The 19,311-nt window shown below is 66.0% G+C and carries 19 protein-coding genes and 2 tRNA genes; 13 read left to right on the plus strand and 8 right to left on the minus strand.

Features of this window, described 5'->3' with window-relative positions; translation table 11 throughout:
* Window positions 1-23: 23 nt before the first annotated feature.
* Genes IDT60_RS06245 through IDT60_RS06255 form a run of 3 tightly spaced genes read right to left on the minus strand, consistent with a single transcriptional unit; the run spans window position 24 to window position 2,584 of the window.
* The gene (locus tag IDT60_RS06245) at window positions 24-512 is read right to left on the minus strand and encodes a hypothetical protein (RefSeq protein WP_191081293.1); all 489 of its coding nucleotides are present in this window, start codon (window positions 510-512) and stop codon (window positions 24-26) included.
* A 48-nt stretch (window positions 513-560) separates the two neighbouring features.
* A complete protein-coding gene (locus IDT60_RS06250; RefSeq protein WP_370590725.1) occupies window positions 561-1,769 on the minus strand; it encodes a winged helix DNA-binding domain-containing protein in 1,209 nt (402 codons plus the stop codon).
* Between the two features lie 20 nt (window positions 1,770-1,789).
* On the minus strand, window positions 1,790-2,584 hold the full coding sequence (locus IDT60_RS06255) for an SGNH/GDSL hydrolase family protein (RefSeq protein WP_223883956.1): 795 nt from the start codon (window positions 2,582-2,584) through the stop codon (window positions 1,790-1,792).
* A gap of 149 nt (window positions 2,585-2,733) precedes the next feature.
* On the opposite strand from IDT60_RS06255, the gene IDT60_RS06260 reads away from it, so the two are divergent.
* A complete protein-coding gene (locus IDT60_RS06260; protein ID WP_191081295.1) occupies window positions 2,734-3,384 on the plus strand; it encodes an alpha/beta hydrolase in 651 nt (216 codons plus the stop codon).
* A gap of 55 nt (window positions 3,385-3,439) precedes the next feature.
* On the opposite strand, the gene IDT60_RS06265 is transcribed toward IDT60_RS06260, so the two are convergent.
* Complete coding sequence (locus tag IDT60_RS06265) at window positions 3,440-3,673, minus strand: RNA-binding S4 domain-containing protein (RefSeq protein ID WP_164201264.1); 234 nt, start codon at window positions 3,671-3,673, stop codon at window positions 3,440-3,442.
* Between the two features lie 33 nt (window positions 3,674-3,706).
* Here IDT60_RS06265 and IDT60_RS06270 point away from each other — a divergent pair, with 33 nt between their 5' ends.
* The 3 genes from IDT60_RS06270 (at window position 3,707) to IDT60_RS06280 (ending at window position 7,245) form a co-directional block, all read left to right on the plus strand.
* Window positions 3,707-4,669, plus strand: a complete 963-nt coding sequence (locus IDT60_RS06270; protein WP_191081296.1) for a DMT family transporter — start codon at window positions 3,707-3,709, stop codon at window positions 4,667-4,669.
* Between the two features lie 159 nt (window positions 4,670-4,828).
* Window positions 4,829-6,214 (plus strand): glycine--tRNA ligase, encoded by a 1,386-nt coding sequence (locus tag IDT60_RS06275; protein WP_164201260.1) that lies wholly within the window; start codon window positions 4,829-4,831, stop codon window positions 6,212-6,214.
* Between the two features lie 2 nt (window positions 6,215-6,216).
* A complete protein-coding gene (locus tag IDT60_RS06280; RefSeq protein ID WP_191081297.1) occupies window positions 6,217-7,245 on the plus strand; it encodes a GNAT family N-acetyltransferase in 1,029 nt (342 codons plus the stop codon).
* Window positions 7,246-7,350: 105 nt separating this feature from the next.
* Here IDT60_RS06280 and IDT60_RS06285 read toward each other — a convergent pair whose 3' ends face one another.
* A complete protein-coding gene (locus IDT60_RS06285; RefSeq protein WP_191081848.1) occupies window positions 7,351-8,145 on the minus strand; it encodes an alpha/beta hydrolase in 795 nt (264 codons plus the stop codon).
* A gap of 83 nt (window positions 8,146-8,228) precedes the next feature.
* Here IDT60_RS06285 and IDT60_RS06290 point away from each other — a divergent pair, with 83 nt between their 5' ends.
* From IDT60_RS06290 to IDT60_RS06315, 6 genes are all read left to right on the plus strand, one after another.
* Window positions 8,229-9,692 carry a YibE/F family protein gene (locus IDT60_RS06290; protein WP_191081298.1) on the plus strand — a complete coding sequence of 488 codons (1,464 nt, stop codon included), beginning with the start codon at window positions 8,229-8,231 and terminating at the stop codon, window positions 9,690-9,692.
* A 64-nt stretch (window positions 9,693-9,756) separates the two neighbouring features.
* Window positions 9,757-10,935 carry a tRNA dihydrouridine synthase DusB gene (dusB, locus tag IDT60_RS06295; protein ID WP_191081299.1) on the plus strand — a complete coding sequence of 393 codons (1,179 nt, stop codon included), beginning with the start codon at window positions 9,757-9,759 and terminating at the stop codon, window positions 10,933-10,935.
* Entirely contained in the window at window positions 10,919-12,217 is a 1,299-nt protein-coding gene (locus IDT60_RS06300) for a deoxyguanosinetriphosphate triphosphohydrolase (protein WP_167525084.1), read from the plus strand. Before dusB ends, IDT60_RS06300 begins: the two co-directional genes overlap by 17 nt.
* Before the next feature lie 52 nt (window positions 12,218-12,269).
* Complete coding sequence (gene dnaG, locus IDT60_RS06305; RefSeq protein ID WP_191081300.1) at window positions 12,270-14,213, plus strand: DNA primase; 1,944 nt, start codon at window positions 12,270-12,272, stop codon at window positions 14,211-14,213.
* 77 nt (window positions 14,214-14,290) lie between these two features.
* Window positions 14,291-14,363, plus strand: a tRNA-Asn gene (locus tag IDT60_RS06310).
* A gap of 125 nt (window positions 14,364-14,488) precedes the next feature.
* Window positions 14,489-14,561: transfer RNA gene (locus tag IDT60_RS06315), tRNA-Asn, on the plus strand.
* 51 nt (window positions 14,562-14,612) lie between these two features.
* On the opposite strand, the gene IDT60_RS06320 is transcribed toward IDT60_RS06315, so the two are convergent.
* The 3 genes from IDT60_RS06320 to IDT60_RS06330 form a co-directional block, all read right to left on the minus strand.
* On the minus strand, window positions 14,613-15,020 hold the full coding sequence (locus IDT60_RS06320; protein WP_164201246.1) for a hypothetical protein: 408 nt from the start codon (window positions 15,018-15,020) through the stop codon (window positions 14,613-14,615).
* 108 nt (window positions 15,021-15,128) lie between these two features.
* A complete protein-coding gene (locus IDT60_RS06325; protein WP_191081301.1) occupies window positions 15,129-15,308 on the minus strand; it encodes a hypothetical protein in 180 nt (59 codons plus the stop codon).
* Window positions 15,305-16,528: a multidrug effflux MFS transporter gene (locus IDT60_RS06330; protein ID WP_191081302.1), complete on the minus strand. Its 1,224-nt coding sequence runs from the start codon at window positions 16,526-16,528 to the stop codon at window positions 15,305-15,307. Before IDT60_RS06330 ends, IDT60_RS06325 begins: the two co-directional genes overlap by 4 nt.
* A gap of 185 nt (window positions 16,529-16,713) precedes the next feature.
* Between IDT60_RS06330 and IDT60_RS06335 the strand changes: the two genes are divergently transcribed.
* The 3 genes from IDT60_RS06335 to IDT60_RS06345 are packed head-to-tail and all read left to right on the plus strand — an operon-like array spanning window position 16,714 to window position 19,172.
* Complete coding sequence (locus tag IDT60_RS06335) at window positions 16,714-17,568, plus strand: phage holin family protein (protein WP_191081303.1); 855 nt, start codon at window positions 16,714-16,716, stop codon at window positions 17,566-17,568.
* A gap of 42 nt (window positions 17,569-17,610) precedes the next feature.
* Window positions 17,611-18,264, plus strand: a complete 654-nt coding sequence (locus tag IDT60_RS06340) for a CDP-alcohol phosphatidyltransferase family protein (RefSeq protein ID WP_191081304.1) — start codon at window positions 17,611-17,613, stop codon at window positions 18,262-18,264.
* Window positions 18,264-19,172, plus strand: coding sequence for a DMT family transporter (locus IDT60_RS06345; protein WP_164201236.1), 909 nt, complete (start codon window positions 18,264-18,266; stop codon window positions 19,170-19,172). Before IDT60_RS06340 ends, IDT60_RS06345 begins: the two co-directional genes overlap by 1 nt.
* Window positions 19,173-19,311 lie beyond the last annotated feature (139 nt).

Consider the following 19,311-nt stretch of genomic DNA (forward strand, 5'->3'; position numbering starts at 1 on the left):
CGGCATCAGCGTCGTGCCCCGGATCAGCCGTTCATGATGTCGGAGCGGCGCTTCATGTATTCCTCCATGGCCAGCTCGCCGTTGCTGTACTGCTGGTCCAGTTCAGCGAGCTTCCGGGCGCGGTAGCCCTGCGGGGCCGACGGCGGCGCAGGAGTTCCCGGGGCAGCGGGCGCCTTGGGTGCTTCTGCCCGCTGGTCGGGGAACTGCTGATCCATGGGCGGAACGGGTTTCATGGGAGGCAGCGGCTCGCTCGGCGGCAGGGGCTGCGGGCTCATGATCTGGCGGAAGCCGCCGCTCATGTAGTCCTGTTGGGTATAGCCGTCGCGGGGCTGCCGGTTTTGCTGTCCCGGGTTTTGGCCGTCCCCGCCGAGACCACCGCCGGGGAACTGGCCGGGGTAACCCCCGGAGAAGCCCTGGCCCTGGTTCCGTTTGTTGACAGACTTCCGGTACATCCGCATCGCCATCGGTATCACAAACGACAGGATGATGATCCAGAAAAACAAGCTGTTCACGGTGTAACGCCTCTCATATGTGTCCTTCCAGCTTAAACCCCGGCGGGCTTAAGTCCCCGGCTTCACCCGGACGGCCGGGATTCCAAGGAATGTTCCATATCGCTCCACGGCGAGTTGCACCGCGCGCTCCACGGCGTTGCTCCGGTCTGAGTCCGGACGCAAGCCCGGTTCCGGCGGATCGAACAGCCGGATGTCCAATTCACAGCGGCCCGGAAACAGGGTGTGCCGCCAGGAGCCGGCCATCCGCCCGTCCAGCAGCACAACGTGCATGGGTGCCCCGCCCAACGGGAACGCCGGGGCGGTACCGCCGAAATAGTGCCGTGTTGACGAATATCCCATCACGTACTCGTCATAGCACTGGATCAGGTCCATCCGCGGGGCTTCACCCGCAGCCCCGCCGTGGTGCGCGTGAACTTCAGTACCCGCCGCCACGTAGTGCACGACGCCGTCAATCACCGCTGTCTCCAAAACCGCCGGAGCCGAGTCGAGGACGCGCGCGAGGCCGTGACGGACATCGGTGGAGGTGAGGCCGGACCAGTTGGCGCAGTCCTTGACCGTGGCGGGACCCCGGCTCGCAAAGTACCGCCGGACAAGCTCGCCGAGGTCCTCGTCCCGGTCCAACGTCCCACCGGGTCCGGCCGGTACGCGCTCGTCGAAATGGGCATACGTCTGTTTCAAGGCGCCACCGGGACTGCGCACGGGCGTTCCGCTGGTCAATACTCCGCTGATCTCGGCGTGCATGATCAGGTAAGCCAGGCCCAGGCCGGTTGCCGAAAACCCGGCACGCTGCAGCTTCTCCGCCAGCTGCTCACGGGTGAGGTGCCGTCCGCCTTGCACGGCGTCGGCCAGCACCCGTCCGCTCCGTTCCGCGGCAGCAGCGTCGATCCCTGTCCGCCGGTATGTGCCGGCATTGATCTGATGGAGCCGGGGTGCTGACAACGCAGTCAGCCAGCGAAGATCATCCCGGTGCACAAAATGCCAGGTTGGCCGCAGAATGTGGGTGCGGAGGATCCGGCCGTCTGACACCGCCTGCTCCACATCCGCTGCGGAGGCGGTCCCGGCCGCCCCGGCAACTCCGTGCCCGCGGGTGCGTTGCGCCAGGCTCCACCGGGCGTAGGGAAACTCCTGCGCCTGGACAGCCAGGAGGTGGCGGACGACATCGTGCGGGAACTGAGCCCGGGACCCTCGCAGCAACTGCGCATGCAGCCGGCGACGCACAGCCTCATCCTGTTGCATGGCCGGTGGCGCATCTGTCACGGGGGATCCTTCGCCTGCGGCTAGCGGCGGGCTCCGGTGGTGCCCAGGGGACCTTCACCGGAACCCAAGGGGACGCCCGGACCAAACACGGGGCCCGGCGTCGGACGTTTTGCCGTGATGCCGTCTCCTGAGGACCGGTTGCGCAGCCGCCGCACCACCCACGGGACAAAGTGGGTGCGGGCCCACACCAAATCGCCGGAGCGGGCCTCCCGCCATGTGCGCTGCGGCAGGGACTTGGGCAGCAGAGGCTCCAGCGTGTGGTTCACATTAAGCGAATCGAGCACCATGGCAGCAATGGTGTGGTGGCCCAGCGGCGAAAAATGCAGGCGGTCCGCATCCCACATCTGCGGATCATTCAGCTGTTTGAGCGACCACATGTCGGCGATGATGGCGTCGTGCCGGGCCGCGACCGTGCGGAGGTTCTCGTTGTAGATGGCCACCTTGCTGCGGATCCGGCCCAGGACAGAGGAACCCGTGTCCGGGCCGTTGAACAGCACTACCGTGGCGCCGCCCATCGCCAGGATCTGGACGACGGAATCAAGCTTCTCGGCGAGGGCATCCGGGTCACCGCCCGGCCGGATGAGGTCGTTGCCGCCGGCCGAAAGTGTCACGAGGTCCGGCTTGAGCGCCAGGCACGGGGCGAGCTGCTGGTCCACGATCTGCTGCAGGAGCCGCCCGCGGACGGCCAGGTTGGCGTAGGCAAAATCTTCCTGGCCACGGCCCAGCTCCTCGGCTACGCGGTCGGCCCAGCCACGGTAACCGCCCGGGCTCGACGGTTCAGGGTCCCCGATGCCCTCCGTAAACGAATCTCCCATGGCTACATAGCGGCTCCACGGGTGGGATTCCGTGGCCGTGTCCGGGGTATACAGGGCTTTCGAGTCAGTCACGGTCCTATCCTGCCTCTTCGTTCGTAAGCTACGCCAACGTAGGTAGTTACCGGTGGGTAACTGTAAGAATGGAAACCATGACTGACGCCCAAGTATTTCCAGCCCCTGTTGTTTTGTGGTCCCGGCCCGAGGACCAGCGCTCCGGACGGCCGCTGCTGGTGCTGCTCCACGGCTATGGCGCCAACGAACAGGACCTCCTGAGCCTGGCGGATATGCTGCCCCAGGAATTTGTTGTTGCCTCGCTCAGGGCGCCGCTGCCCACCGGACCTGGCTTTATGTGGTTCCCGCTGACCGCGTCGGTCGACTACTCCCTCGACGCCGTGAAGGAAGCGGCCAGCTATGTGCAGGACTGGATCGACTCCGTCAAACCCAACCACCCGTCGGTGACGCTGCTCGGCTTCTCCATGGGCATGGCCATGGCCACCACGCTGCTCCGGTACCGGCCCGCGGACTACGCTGCCGTCGTCGGGCTGTCCGGTTTTGTGATCAACGCCGACGGCGATCCTGCCTTCCGGGACAGCGAACTGGACGGATCCGTGCCGCTGTTCTGGGGCCGCGACCAGCAGGACCCCGTGATCACACCGGACAAGATCGACTACACCATGGGCTGGGTGCGCAAGCACGTCCACCTGACGAAGGTGCTTTACACGGGCATGTGGCACGGGATCAACCAGCAGGAGATCGGTCATGTATCCGAGTTCCTGACCCATGAGGTCCTGAACAAGTAACTACAGAACGCACGACGGCGGCCCCCGGCATGGTGCCGGGGGCCGGGCTGTTGCATCAGGCTTCCGGGGCCACGACTTTCACGGTCTGCCCGTTCACCGTGACGGTATCCCCGTTGTGCAGCTGCCGGCCGCGCCGTTCGTCGATCTCGCCGTTGACCTTGACCAGTCCGTTCTTGATGAGCTCGGCGGCTTCCACACCGTCTTCCACCAGGCTGGCGAGCTTCAGGAGCTGGCCAAGGCGGATCATGCTGTCGCGGATGGGGATCTCTTCAATGTCCTGGTTGCTCATATAAGCAATGATGCCCGACGTAAGGTGGATTCAATGACGCACACCCCACGGCTGCCACTGCTTGCCGGCCTTCCGCTGGCAGTCGGCGCGGGGCTGGCCATTCCCGTCCAGGGGCGTATCAACGGGGCCCTCGGCGTGCGGCTGAACGACGGCATCGCCGCAGCCGTTGTCAGCTTCAGTACGGGCCTGATCCTGATCGCCGTTATCGCCGTGCTGCTGCCCACGGGCCGGGCCGGGCTCACGCGGATTATCCCCGCCCTCCGGGACCGCCGCTTTCCCCGGTACTACGCCCTTGCCGGCGGCGTGGGCGCCTTCTTCGTTTTTGCCCAGTCCACCACCGTGGGCCTGCTCGGCGTGGCCCTGTTCACTGTTGCCACGGTCACCGGCCAGACCCTGAGCGGCCTTTTCGTTGACCGGCTCGGGATTGGCCCGGGCGGCAAGCGGGGCATCACGGGAGTCCGCGTCATCGGCAGTGTGCTGACCATCATTGCCGTGGCCTGGGCCGTGTCCCCGCGCTTTGGCAACGCCGCCGACGTCGGCCTGCTGCTGCCACTGATGTTGCCGCTGGCAGCGGGTTTCCTGATGAGTTTCCAACAGGCCATGAACGGGACCGCAACCCTCCACTACGGCACGCCGATCGCGGCGACCCTGGTCAACTTCGTCGCCGGCGGCCTCCTCCTCTGGCTTGTCTGGGGCATCAAGGTTGCTGTCGCGGGTACGGGCAATCCGCTGCCGGGGGAGTGGTGGTACTACCTCGGCGGGCCCATGGGGTGTATCTTCATCGGCCTGGCTGCCGTGCTGGTCCGTGCCCTGGGCGTCCTGGTCACGGGCCTGGGCATGATTGCCGGCCAACTGGTGGGCTCCCTGATCCTCGATGTTGTGCTCCCCGCGCCCGGCTCGGTGGTGGCCCTGCCCACCGTCCTGGGGACCATCCTGACCCTGGCCGCGATCGTGGTGGCCACCTTGCCGTGGCCACGGGGAGCCTTCCGGAGGTAGCGGCCGGTAGGCTAGGACACGCAGCCTCTGCACCCTGATTGCTGCACCCTGTTTTCTTCGTCCGCCCTGCCCGCACCCAGCGGGACCGCACCCGTGTGCGCCGGGGCCAAGCTAACCGCGGACCGCACCCAGCGGCCCTGTAGAAATTGGAGTTCCACCATGGCACCAAAGTCCGTCCTCGACCAGGTCATTTCCCTCTCCAAACGGAGGGGCTTCGTGTTCCAGGCCGGTGAGATCTACGGCGGCTCGCGGTCAGCCTGGGACTACGGGCCCCTCGGTGCCGAGCTGAAGGAAAACATCAAGCGCCAGTGGTGGCAGTCCATGGTCCGCGGCCGCGAAGACGTGGTCGGCCTGGACTCATCCGTCATCCTGCCCCGCCAGGTATGGGAAGCCTCCGGCCACGTTGAGGTCTTCTCCGATCCGCTGGTGGAGTGCCTCTCCTGCCACAAACGCTACCGCGCCGACCACCTCGAGGAAGAGTACGAGGAGAAGAAGGGCCGGCCGGCCGAGAACGGCCTGAAGGACATCGCCTGCGCCAACTGCGGCACCCGTGGCGAATGGACCGAACCGCAGGAATTCTCCGGCCTCCTCAAGACCTTCCTCGGCCCGGTGGCCAACGAGGAAGGCATGCACTACCTGCGCCCGGAAACGGCCCAGGGCATCTTCGTGAACTTCAGCAACGTGCTCACCACGTCCCGGAAGAAGCCGCCGTTCGGCATCGGTCAGATCGGCAAATCCTTCCGCAACGAGATCACCCCGGGCAACTTCATCTTCCGCACCCGCGAGTTCGAGCAGATGGAAATGGAATTCTTCGTCGAGCCCGGCACGGACGAAGAATGGCACAAGTACTGGATGAAGGAGCGCATGTCCTGGTACACGGGCCTGGGCATCCGCGAGGAAAACCTGCGCTTCTTCGAACACCCGCTGGAGAAGCTCAGCCACTACTCCAAGGGCACCACGGACATCGAATACCGCTTCGGTTTCCAGGGCTCGGAATGGGGCGAGCTTGAGGGCATCGCCAACCGCACCGACTTCGACCTCTCCACGCACTCCAAGGCATCCGGCCAGGACCTGAGCTACTTCAACCAGGCCACCAACGAGCGTTACACCCCGTACGTGATCGAACCGGCCGCCGGCCTGACCCGGTCCTTCATGGCCTTCCTGGTGGACGCCTACACCGAGGACGAGGCACCCAACGCCAAGGGCGGCGTCGACGTCCGTACGGTCCTGCGCCTTGACCCGCGCCTGGCACCGGTCAAGGCAGCCGTCCTGCCGCTGAGCCGCAACGAGGACCTTTCGCCCAAGGCCAAGGCCCTGGGCACGCAGCTGCGCAAGAACTGGAACATCGATTTTGACGACGCCGGCGCGATCGGCCGCCGCTACCGCCGCCAGGATGAGATCGGAACCCCGTTCTGCATCACCGTGGACTTCGACACCCTCGAGGACCAGGCCGTGACCATCCGTGAGCGGGACACCATGAGCCAGGAACGCGTCTCCCTGGACAAGGTGGAAGGCTACCTGGCCGCCCGCCTGATCGGCGCCTGAGCATGGCCATCGAATACCGGGAGTGGCGCGAGGGCGATGACCTGACGCTGCTCGAAATCTGGGGCGGTCCGGAGACCGAACAGGCCCGGCAGTTCCGTGGTGCCCTGACGGTCTCCTCGGCCGGCACGGACGGCAGCCCGTGGCGCCGGACCATTGTGGCCGAAGACGTCATTGACGGCGTGGGGATTCCCGTTGCTGCCGGCGTGGTCTACGAGGCGTCCCTGCATCCCGACCGGCTCTGGGCGTACATCGAGGTGGCGCGCGATCACCGGCGCGCCGGCATCGGTGCCACGCTCCTGACCATGCTGCGCCGCGAGGCCGGGCAGGCGCCGTCGGGCGTTACCCGGCTGCGCGCCAAAGTGGAGCCGGGCAGCCCGGGAGCCGCGTTTGCCGAAGCGTTCGGGCTGCAGCCCATCCAGCGCTCGCGGCTGGTCGTGGTGGAGCCCGGCGCCCTCAAGCTGCCCGTGTTCCCGGCCAAGGACAACGGCGGCCGGCCCTCGAACGATGAAAACGCCGGGTCCGATGTGGTGATGGACCTCGCCACCGGTTCGGTTGAACTCACCGACGTGGTGGGGCGGTACTACACGTCCATCCACGGCTGGGATTCGCCCGGTGTCCTGTCGGTGGGGCAGGTGCAAAAGCTGTTCCTGGACGACCTCACCGGTGCCCACGGCGCCATTGTGCTGCGCGCCGAGCCGGCCTCCGCTTTCGGTGCCGGAGTTGCCCCCAGCAAAAAGGGCCGCATCCGGGCCTTTGCGGTGAGCTACGCGGCGCCTGCCCAGGACCCATCGGCGGGAGCCCCCGCCGAGGACAACCAGGCGACGGATGTCTTTGTGGGCCACGAACCTGCATTGGATGCCGACGACGCCGCGGCAGCGGTCCGCGACCTGCTCGCGCTGCTCGCCTACCAGCACCCGGTCATGCTGGAACTGGACGATTCGATGACAGCGCTCCGCGCCGCCGTCGAGCCCTTGCTGGAAAGCGGCAAGGCGCACCAGCAGGGGCATGACACCCTGGTCGTCTCCGACTGACGGGTCCAAACCCATGTAAGTAGCGCCATCTGTCGTTGTGAACCCTCAAAACGACGGATGGCGCTACTCAGTTAACGGGTGCCCGAGCAGCCACACCAGCAGCAGTCAGAGATTCACCTGCGTGGCGGCCGGCGGCAGCAGCTTGTCCAGCGTGCGGGTCGCCGCGTGGGCTGCGCCTGTGTGCTCCGCGAAGGCCTTCAGCACAAACCCCGTGGCCAGGGAGTGCCAGAGGCGGACCCGCCGGACCATAAAGTGCCCGGCACCGCTGAGCGACACGTACTGCATGGACGCGGCTGCGCCGGCGGCACGGCGGGCAAACTGCAGGGATTGCCTGGGGCTGGTCATCCGGTCTCCGGTGCCGTGGACAATCAGGACCTTCCGCCCGGCAACCCGGCCGGCCGGTGTCTCCGGACCCAGCCACGGGGCGAGCGCCACCACGGCTTCAACCTGCGGATGATCCGCCGCGCAGACTGCGGTGAGCCCGCCCATGGAGTGGCCCACCAGATACACCGGAACACCGGGGTGCTTTGCGCTGATCTGTTGCAGGGCCCAGCGGGCGTCGTGGAGCGCGGACATGTCCTGCCCGTTCCAGCCGCGCACGCTGTTCCGCAGGGACCAGACGGCCAGGCCGTCGTCCTTGCCGGCCCGGTGCAGGTGGCGGGCGAAAGGGATCATTCTGAGGGGGCTCAAGTGCCGGGCCTCCACCGGCTCATAACTGTGAGCCTTGCCGCCGTGCAGCACCAAAGCCACACCCTTCGTGGCACCGGTGGCTGCCAGGACGGTGAGCGCCGGCTGGTGCCTGCCCGCGGGCACCCTTGCGGCGGCTGCGTTCCTGTCGGGTGCGTTCCTGTCGGCTGCGTTGCGGGGGGTGTTGCGGTGCTCCCCGGTCTTGTGGTCCATCACGTGTGGTTCCTCCCGCTTCCTGCCATTTATCAACCCTAAGATGACCGACGTAGAGTTCAAGGTATGAGGATTAGCTGCTGATGGGATCCGGTCACTCCCACGCTTCCACCGGTCATTCGGAGCCGACAGCAGAAGCGATTGCCGCTCGCCGGAAGGCAAACCGGATACTTGCCGCCATCCTGGTGCCGCTGACGCTGCTGACCCTGGCAGGAATGGCCATGCTGTGGCCGTCCGGGTCCAAGGAGGGTATCTCCCTCGCCAGCCCGTACTCGGCCGCGCCCGGTGTCACCTTTGACACGGGCAAGATCCAGAGCGTGGTGGAAGAAAGCTGCATGCAGGGCTCCACCGCGGCGGGCCCGTCCTCCGACGGCACGGGCCAGCCTGCCCCGGAGGGTTCCGAATGCATGTTTGCCTTCACCCAGCCGGATCAGGGCGGCAGCCCCGTCAAGGTGGTGATCAACCCCGAGGTCGCTCAATCCCACGGGGTGCGGCCGGGGGACCAGATCCGGTACCTGAACCTCTCCAATGCGCAGGGCGCAGCGGCCTCGCAGGGGTCACCGGCCTACATCTTCGTTGACTTCGTACGGACCCTGCCCATCGTGATGCTGGCACTCCTGTACGCCCTGGTGGTGATCGCCGTGGCACGCTGGCGGGGACTCCGGGCACTCCTGGGCCTGGTGGGCGCCTACTTCGTCCTGGCTGTCTTCATGCTGCCGGCGCTGGTGGAGGGGAAGCCGCCGCTGCTGCTGGCGCTGGTGGGATCCACCGTGATCATGATCGGGGTCCTCTACTTTGCCCACGGCTTCTCGGCCCGGACCTCGACGGCCCTGCTGGGCACAATGTTCGGCCTCGGCATCACTGCCCTGCTGGCGGCCTGGGCCACGGATGCCGCCAACCTCGCCGGCGTGGGCAGCCACGACGCCACCACCCTGATCAATACCTCCGCCAACATCTCCATCTCCGGGGTGATCCTGTGCGGCCTGATCATCTCGGGCCTGGGTGTGCTCAATGACGTCACTATCACGCAGTCGTCCGCCGTGTGGGAGCTGTACGAGCTGGCGCCGGGAACCAGCGCCCGCAAGCTGTTCAGCTCCGCGATGCGGATCGGCCGGGACCATATCGCCTCCACCGTCTACACCATCGCGTTCGCGTACGCGGGTGCAGCCCTGCCCATCCTGATCATCGTGATGCTCTACAACCGGCCGCTGGGGGACACCCTGACAAGCGCTGAGCTTTCCGAAGAGGTCATCAGGACGCTCGTGGGCTCCGTCGGGCTGGTGCTTGCCATCCCGGTAACGACGCTGATCGCCGTGCTGGTGGTCAAGGCCACCGGCATCCAAACGGCAGCCGGGCCCGCGGATGCCGGCGGCAGGGTGCACGTGAACCCTGATGACATCGACGATACGGGCGCGCTCGCCGCTGCAGTTGCGAGCAACCGCCCGCGCCGTGCAGCGGTGGCGGACACGGCACCGGGCCGGGCGGAAACCGGGGAAGAGCCAGGGGCACCCGCAACCCGGCGAGGCCGCCGCGCGGACCGGGGCTGAACCGGCCTCGACCCTGCGCAGGAGCCGATCCCGCCGATTTGCCCGCCTTTGCGACAATGGACAGGTGACTGTTACCGCAACCCCTCCTGCCCCCAAGCTGGAACTCCCGCCCCTGAAGCTGGGCAACATCACGGTGGACACCCCCGTGATCCTGGCTCCCATGGCGGGCATCACCAACTCCGCCTTTCGCCGGTTGTGCCGTGAGTACGGCGGCGGCATGTATGTGGCAGAGATGGTCACCTCGCGTGCCCTCGTGGAGCGGACGCCTGAATCGCTGCGGATCATCTCGCACGACGACGATGAAAAGGTCCGTTCCGTCCAGCTGTACGGCGTGGACCCCGTGACCGTGGGCCAGGCCGTGCGCATGCTGGTGGACGAGGACCGGGCGGACCACATCGACCTCAACTTCGGCTGCCCCGTCCCCAAGGTGACCCGGCGCGGCGGCGGCTCCGCCCTGCCATGGAAAATCGACCTCTTCACCTCCATCGTCCAGACGGCGGTCAAGGAAGCGTCCAAGGGCAACATCCCGCTGACCATCAAGATGCGCAAGGGCATTGACGAAGACCACCTGACGTACCTCGACGCCGGCCGGATCGCCCGCGACGCCGGGGTCGCCGCCGTCGCACTCCACGGCCGCACGGCCGCGGAGTTCTACTCAGGCCAAGCAGACTGGACCGCCATCGCCCGGCTCCGCGAAGCGCTGCCGGACATCCCCGTGCTGGGCAACGGCGACATCTGGTCTGCCGAGGACGCGGTCCGCATGGTCCGGGAAACGGGTGTGGACGGCGTCGTGGTGGGCCGCGGCTGCCAGGGACGGCCCTGGCTGTTCGGTGACCTGATGGCGGCCTTCGAGGGAAGCGACGTCCGCCACAAGCCTGACCTCCGCAAGGTGGCCGAGAGCGTCTACCGGCACGCCGAGCTGATGGTGGAAACCTTCGGCGACGAGGGCAAAGCCCTGCGTGAAATCCGCAAGCACATCGCCTGGTACTTCAAGGGCTACGTGGTGGGCAGCGAACTCCGCACTAAGCTGGCGCTCGTGACAAGCCTGGAGGTCCTCCGTGAGACGCTTGACCAGCTGGACCTGGACTCGCCCTACCCGGGGGTGGATGCCGAAGGCCCCCGCGGCCGGGCCGGCTCACCGAAGAAGCCGGCGCTGCCCAAGGACTGGCTGGAATCCCGCGCACTGAACGATGCACAGTCCAAGGACATCTCTGCCGCGGAGCTGGATGTTTCCGGTGGCTGAAACCCGCACCACGGCACCGGTCCTGCCCGGGTATGAAGCCCGGGACTCCGCCCGCTGGGTGGAGGAACCGCCCAAGAGCACGTACCGCTCCGATTTCGAGCGCGACCGCGCCCGCGTACTGCATTCCTCGGCCCTGCGCAGGCTCGGTGCCAAGACGCAGGTTGTGGCGCCGGACACCGACGACTTCGTCCGCACCCGCCTGACCCACAGCCTGGAAGTCGCGCAGGTGGGCCGGGAGCTCGGCCGTGCCCTGGGCTGTGACCCGGACGTGGTGGACACCGCGTGCCTGAGCCATGACCTGGGCCACCCGCCCTTCGGACACAACGGCGAGTCCGCCCTCAACGAGGTGGCGCACGCCATCGGCGGGTTCGAAGGCAACGCCCAGACCCTCCGCCTGCTCACCCGGCTCGAACCCAAGGTACTGACGGAGGACGGCCGTCCGGCGGGGCTGAACCTCACCCGCGCCAGCCTGGACGCGGCGTCAAAATACCCCTGGTCGGCGCTGGACGCGCCGGTCCTCCACGGGCAGCGCACCAGTAAGTTCGGCGCCTACGAGGACGATCTGCCCATCTTCAACTGGATCCGGGAAGGTGCGCCGGAGCGACGGTCCTGCCTCGAAGCCCAGGTCATGGACCTCGCCGACGATATTTCCTACTCCGTACACGATGTCGAGGACGCCATTGTGGCAGGCCACTTCCAGCTGCGCTGGATGGACAACCCGGACCACCGCGCCCGCGTGGTGGGCTATGCCAAGCAGTGGTATCTGCCGCACAACGATCCCGCAGCAATCGACGCGGCCCTTGCCCGGCTGGAGGCCACCGACGTCTGGGTCCGCGAGGCTGATGGCAGCCGCAAATCCATGGCTGCCCTGAAGAACATGACCAGCCAGCTGATCGGCCGGTTCTGCCAGAGCGCCCTGGAGGCCACGCGTGCCCTCTACGGCCCGGAGAACCTCACCCGGTACAACGCCGAGCTGATGGTCCCGGACGAGACCGTTATGGAGATCGCGGTGATGAAGGGCCTGGCCACCACGTTCGTGATGACCACCGAGCACCGCCAGCCCATCTACGAGCGCCAGCGCGAAGTCCTGCACGCGCTGGTGACGGCCCTGAACGCCACGGGGGACCGCCACCTCGAGCCGATGTTCGCGGCGGACTGGCGGGACGCGCCCGACGACGGCGCACGGCTGAGGGTGGTCATCGACCAGGTGGCGTCACTCACGGACGGGTCGGCGCTGGCCATGTACGAGCGGCTCGTGGGGAGCCTGCCGTCGCTTTGGTGAGGAACAACACCAGGCGCTCTTCCCGGCGGCACCCCGGGGCTAGGATGGCTCTGTGGCTGGCCTGATCAAACGAGAAGATATTGACGAAGTTCGCCAGCGCACGGACATCAAGGAAGTGGTTGACGGCTACGTCACGCTCAAGGGTGCCGGCCTGGGGACGTATAAGGGCCTCTGCCCTTTCCACGACGAGCGCTCGCCGTCATTCACCGTCCGCCCCCAGGTAGGCAGGTACCACTGCTTCGGCTGCGGCGAAGACGGCGACGTCATCGCTTTTGTCCAGAAGCAGGACCATACGTCTTTCCATGAGGCCGTCGAAAAGCTTGCCGCCCGCATTGGCTATGAACTGCGCTACGAGGACGGCGGAACCGGTCCCAGCCGCGAAGAAGTGGGAAAGCGCCAGCGCCTGCTGGACGCGCACAAAATTGCCGACGAGTTCTTCCGCGCCCAGCTGCTGACTCCCGGCGCCGCTGAAGGCCGGAACTTCCTGTACAACCGCGGCTTTGACCGGGCCGCCTCGGAACAGTTCGGCGTCGGTTACGCGCCGCAGGGCTGGGATGCGCTGCTGAAGCACCTCCGCGGCCGGGGCTTCACTGACGCTGAACTCAAGCTCACCGGCATGTTCTCTGAAGGAAACCGGGGAATCTACGACCGGTTCCGTGGCCGCCTGATCTGGCCCATCCGCGACATCGCCGGGGACACCATCGGCTTCGGCGCCCGGAAACTCTACGAGGACGACCAGGGCCCCAAGTACCTCAACACCCCCGAAACGACGCTCTACAAGAAATCCCAGGTCCTTTACGGGATCGATCTGGCCAAAAAACATGTTGCCAAGGACCGCCAGCTGGTGGTGGTGGAAGGCTACACGGACGTGATGGCCTGCCACCTTGCGGGAATTCCGACGGCGGTGGCCACCTGCGGTACCGCGTTCGGCGCCGAACACATCAAGATCGCCCGGCGGCTCCTGTCCGACGACGGCACCGGGGGAGAAGTGATCTTTACTTTCGACGGTGACGCCGCGGGGCAGAAGGCCGCGCTGCGGGCTTTCGAAGAGGACCAGCGGTTCGTGGCCCAGAACTATGTGGCCGTAGACCCCACCGGCGCCGATCCCTGCGACCTGCGCCAGACCAAGGGCGACGCCGCTGTCCGGGACCTCATCAACAGCCGGCGTCCGTTGTTTGAATTCGCCATCAAGGCAACACTGAAACGCCATAACCTGGACACCGTGGAAGGCCGCGTGGCAGCCCTTCGCGAATCTGCCCCGGTGGTGGCCCAGATCCGGGACGCCGCCATCCGGCCTGCCTACGCCCGGGAACTGGCAGGCTGGCTTGGCATGGCCGTTGAAGAGGTCAGCCAGGCCGTGGCCGTGGCAATGAAACGTGCTGCTGCAGGATCGCAGGCTACAGGCGCGCCGCCGGCGGGCGGACCGGCCCAGCCCGGCACCCGTACAGGGGCGCCCAGGACGCAACCCGGCGGACCCGGAGTAGCTGCCGGACCGGCGTCGGGCGCTGTTCCCTCCTATCACCGGCCCGATCCCCGCGATCCGGTGGCGTCCATGGAGCGGCAGGCGCTGGAGGTGGCGCTGCAGGAGCCCGCGCTGCTGGGCGGCGGCATCTGGGAACGCTTCTCGGCTGCGCGGTTCAGGACACCCGCCTTCCAGGCCGTTCATGACGCCATGCGCGCCTCCGGTCCAGGATCAATCGGGGAGCCCGTGCGCTGGGTGGAGCAGGTGATGAACGAAGTCCCGGAACCTTTGCGTCCATTGGTGTCCGAACTGGCTGTGGTGCCGCTGCCGGCCAGCACCGCCGACGCCGTCCAGAAATACTGCAAGGACATCCTGGCCCGGCTGTTCGAGCTCCAGATCACCCGGGTGAAAGCAGACAAGATGGGCCAGCTGCAACGGCTGGACCCGGCAGCCAGTCCCGAGGAATTCCAGCGGCTCAACCGCGAACTGATGATGCTGGAAATGGAACGGCGGGCGCTCCGTTCGGACTCCTGATCCGGGCGCTGCAGTCTGGATTTCACGTCCGATTTCGCTTCCAGCCGTTGGGTTTGCTAGGCTGATACCCGCTTCATTCCTCCTTAGCTCAATTGGCAGAGCATTCGACTGTTAATCGAAGGGTTGCTGGTTCAAGTCCAGCAGGAGGAGCGCACAATCCCCGTTCCGGGTCACCGGAACGGGGATTTTTTATACCCGGGGAGGGTATTGCGGGGACGTGACAGCGCCGATTTCACATTGGCGGGAAACCTTTGCTAAGGTCATACCTGCTTCATTCCTCCTTAGCTCAATTGGCAGAGCATTCGACTGTTAATCGAAGGGTTGCTGGTTCAAGTCCAGCAGGAGGAGCAAACAACAAAAATTCCCCGTCCTCCGTGTGAGGGCGGGGAACTTTTGCTTTCAGACGAAATCCATTTCCACCTGCAGGAAACGCTCGGCCTCGGCGATGGCGGCGAGGAACGCTTCCTGTTCGGTGGGGGACTTGCGGGGTTCGCGCGGGTGCCATTCATGCGGGGCGGAGTGCACCCTGGCGAAGCCGGCGCCCGGTGGAGCGTAGAAGATGCCGAAGCGCTGCACGGGCCACTCGGGAGACGTCTCAGGGGCTACCAGGAGGGCTGCGCTGAAGGCGGGGTTGAACCACTGGGCAATCGGGCGGCGCCGGTCTTCGGTAAAGAGCCCGGCCGCGTAGAGGGCCGCTGACTGCTCGCCCGTCTGCGCACACAGCCGGTCCCACCACAGTGGCAGGATGCCGGAATCGCACCGTTGCCATGTGGCCGGAAGCGGCGAGGAGTACTGCCAGCTGGGCACGGATTTATTTTATCGCGGCAGCATGCGCCACGTCAGGGGCGGACGGCCCTGGCCGCGGGCCTGTGCGGACCGTCTGCGCCGGGGCTGAGCCTAAACCCGTGGGTTCACTTATTTCCGGTTCCAGGGACCAGGGTTCACCCGATAGAGCAGCGCCGAACCGACGAGGGCGCCGAGGATAATCCCCATTGCAGGGCTGCCGACCATCCGGCCGGCAAAATAGCCGGCGACGGCGCCCAGCACTGCCCCGAGGAACAGTCCCCGGGGGTTGCGGTGCGGTGTGCGGCTCACTGGATCGACGGGACTGTCCGTGGCCGCACGATAAGCCACAGACCGGCAATGGCCACCAGGATGCACGCGGCCTGGACGGCGCCCATGGGAGTGGAGCCCGTGATTCCCAGCCAGCCAACCACCGGTGAGATCAGCCCCGCCATCATGAAGGTCGCGGCTCCTAGGAGCGAGGCAGCCGTGCCGGCCTGGGCTCCGTGGCTGGACAGTGCCAGCACCTGCACACACGGGAACGTAAAGCCCGTACCCATGATGTAAAGCCAGAGCGGGACAAGCACGCCCCACAGCCCCAGTCCGGCCTGGTCGAAAATCACGATCAGCAGGGCCATCAAGAACATCCAGGCCGTGGAACAGGCCAGGATCCACTGGGGCGGGACCCGCCGGATAAGCCTGGAGCTGATCTGGACGCCGGCCACGATGCCCAGGGAATTGATCCCGAACAAAAGGCCGTACTCCTGCGCCGAGAAACCGAAAATGTCCTGGAACAGGAACGGCGAGGCGGACAGGTAGGTAAAGAGGCCGGCGAAGTTCATGCCGCCCACCACCAGCAGGCCCACGAAGATCCGGTCCGTGAAGAGGACTTTGTAGCGCTGCCCGGCAGTCATGCCGGATTGGCCGCGCTTTTCGGGCGGGAGGGTTTCCCGGACCAGGAAGAGCGCTGCAGTGATCACCAGGGTGCCGTAACCGGCCAGGAACACAAAGATGCCGGGCCAGGGCATCACGAGTAGCAGCTGGGATCCGATGACCGGTGCAAGGATCGGTGCGAGTCCGTTCACCAGGGCCATCCGTGAGAACATCCGTACCATGGCGTAACCGGAGAACAGATCGCGGACCATTGCCATGGCCACCACGCCGCCGCCGGCCGCGCCCACGCCCATCAAAACGCGGAAGAGGCCCAGCGTGGCGATGTCGGTGGACAGGGCCGCTCCCAGCGAAGAGGCAATGTGCAGGGCAGTGGCCAGGATCAGCGGGAGGCGCCGGCCGAACTTGTCGCTGAGGGGGCCCACCACCAGCTGGCCGAGCGCGAAGCCTACGGTGGTGCCGGCCAGGGTCAGCTGGACCTGTGCCTCTGACACTCCCAGGCTGGCTTCGAGCGCCGGGAAGGCCGGCAGATACAGATCAATCGTGAAGGGCCCCAAAGCGGTAAGGGCACCGAGGAGGAGGATGTACAGCAACTTCCGGCGGCGGGTCAGGGAATCGCCCGGATTGAGGGGTGTGGTCACGGAGACCAATCCTAGGCCCCGGCAGGTCACTCGTTATGGGATTGCAAGCGCGCCGTTGGGCCGGCACGGGAGTTTGGCCTGACCCTGAATGATAGCTTTGGGGGCGGGACCGTGCTGGCGCACGCTCCCGTAGACGAAGCCGGACCGATAAAACAGCAGACCAGCAACAAGTAAGGCGGGAACCGATGAGCGGACGTCACACCGGGCGCACCAGCCAGGGATTGCGTATCACCGCACTGCCCAAGACGCTGAAACTACTCTTTCGCCTGGCGCCCCGCCAACTGAACGACGAAATCGCGTTTGCCAAGGTAGAGCTCAAGCGCAAGGGCGTCCAGGTGGGAGTGGCGGCAGCCTTTTTCGCTGTCGCGCTGGTGTTCGTGGCGTTCCTGGTTGTTGGCCTGATCGTTGCCGCTATCATGGGCCTGGCCACCATCATGCCCGCCTGGCTGGCCGCGCTGATCGTTTGCGCCGTGTTCCTGGTTATCGCCCTCATCGGCGGGCTGATCGGTCTCCGGAAGTTCAAGAAGGCGATGCCCCTGATGCCGGAGGAGACCATTCGCGGGATCAAGCATGACCTCGGCATTGCCAAGGAAGGTTCGGACTTCAATGCCGCCATCCTGGATCCGGCCAGCCCGGAGGCAAAAGCAGCCAAGGCTGCCAAGGCCGAGGCCGCAGCGAAGGCCAAGGCTGAGAAGGAAGCCAAGGAAGAGGCACACAAGGTGGAGTTCCCGCACGCGTCCGAGCCCGAGCTCCACCGCAGGCTGGACCAGCGGCGGCGCCACATCGCCGAAGTCCGTGACGAGCTGGACACCGAGCTGGACCTCAAACCCCAGGTCAACTTCCTTGTGGGCGCGGCCAAGGTAAAGCTCGGCGAGGGCAAGGCCGTGCTCGACCACGGGAAGAACGCGGCCGGTCAAAAGTTCGCAGCGTTCTCCGAGTCCGCTGAAGGTGCCAGCCTCCGTTGGAAGCCCCTGGCCGCTCTCGTGGCTTCTGCCACTGTTTTTGTGGTGCTGCTGCGCAGGCTGCTTCGGAATCCATAACTGACCAACACGTCCACGCAGTGCTGTGAGGAGGGGAGCGGAGTGAGGTTCATCGGCGCTGGCGCGCGTCCCGGCCGCCCCCAGATCGATCACGACCGCGTCTTCACCATCCCCAACGCCCTCACGGTGCTGCGCTTTATGGGCGTACCGCTGTTCATCTGGCTGGTTCTCGCGCAACAGGAGTACGGGATCGCCGTTGTTGTCCTGGCAGTCATGGCTGGCACCGACTGGATTGACGGCTATGTGGCACGCCGTTTCGACCAGGCGTCCAAGCTGGGCCGGGTCATGGACCCGCTGGCTGACCGGCTCGCACTGATCGCCGTAGCAGTCACCCTGGTGATCGCCGGCGTCGTCCACTGGCTCTACCTTGCCGCGCTCCTGGTTCCAGACGCCGTGCTCCTGGTCCTGACACTCTTCTATTTCCGGGGCCATCCCGATCTGCCGGTGAGCAGGGTCGGCAAGGTCCGTACCGGTCTCCTGCTGTTGGGCACTCCAATGCTGGTCCTCTCCCGGCTGGATACTCCCTTTGGGGAGCCGCTGTTCATCGCCGCCTGGATCGTGCTGGGTCTCGGACTCGCCGGTCATTGGATTGCCGCCTACAACTATTTCTGGGCCATTCTGCGAAAGGGCAGAATGCAGTCACATCAGGGCGGCGTGCAGCAGGATGGCGCAAAGCACGACGGCGGCAGCGCCTGATGGTGTGGGTGGCAGTCCTGCTGGCGGTGCTGGGGGCGTTCTGCCTTGCCTTGGGAGCGCAGAAGCAGGGGAGTGCCGTTAAGGCCGATACCGGTGGGCTCGCGCTGAGTTCCAACGGGTTCCTGCGCCTGCTGCGCAATCCGCGGTGGGTGGTCGGGCTGCTCCTGCTGTGCCTTGGAATGGCCATGAACGCAGTGGCGCTGGTTTCTGCGCCGCTGACCGTGGTGCAGCCCATCGGGGCGATCGCCCTGGTCATTACCACCGTTGTGAACGCCCGCGACCAGGACATCACAATCAACCGCGCCACCATGGTGTCCATCGCCGCGTGCGTGACCGGGTCCGCCCTGTTTGTTCTCCTTGCCGTGAACGTGACCCAGGAAAACCATCATGTAAATCAGGAGGATGAGCTCACCATTGTGTTGCTGCTTGCCCTGGCTGTCGGGGTTTTCGGGACCCTGGCGGTGATGTTCCGGCACCGCATGAGTGCATTTGTCTACATCCTCGGCGCCGGTGTTCTCTTCGGCTTTGTGGCGGTGCTGACCCGGATCATCGGCAAACACCTGCTGGACCCGAACGGGCTGTTCCTGCTCAACGTCCAGTGGTATTCGGTGGTGGCAATCGCCGCAGCCGGCGGGCTAGGCTCCTGGTTCGTCCAAAGCGCCTACTCGGGCGGCCCGCCTGATCTGGTTATCGCCGGCCTGACAGTCATCGATCCGATTGTGGGGATCGCCATCGGGATCGTGATCCTGGGTGAGCTGCGCCCTGACGTCCACGCCGTGATGGCGATTGCCATGGCCACGGCAGCTTCCCTTGCTATCGTGGGGGTGATCGCCCTTTCCAGGCACCACCCTGAGGTCACCAAGCGCAAGAAAGATGCGCGGAAGGCGGCAGGCAGGGCGTCCCACTAGCCTGTCTCACCAACAAGCCATGTCCAGTAGTCTCAACCGATTTCCGACCAACAAGTCTTGACCCAGCCAGTTTTTGAACAAACCGACTTTCACCACGAGGCCCCGTGCTACCGCGCATGCGGCTACCGGTGTCTCAGCG

The organism is Pseudarthrobacter sp. BIM B-2242 (genome assembly GCF_014764445.1).
Lineage (GTDB): Bacteria > Actinomycetota > Actinomycetes > Actinomycetales > Micrococcaceae > Arthrobacter > Arthrobacter luteus_A.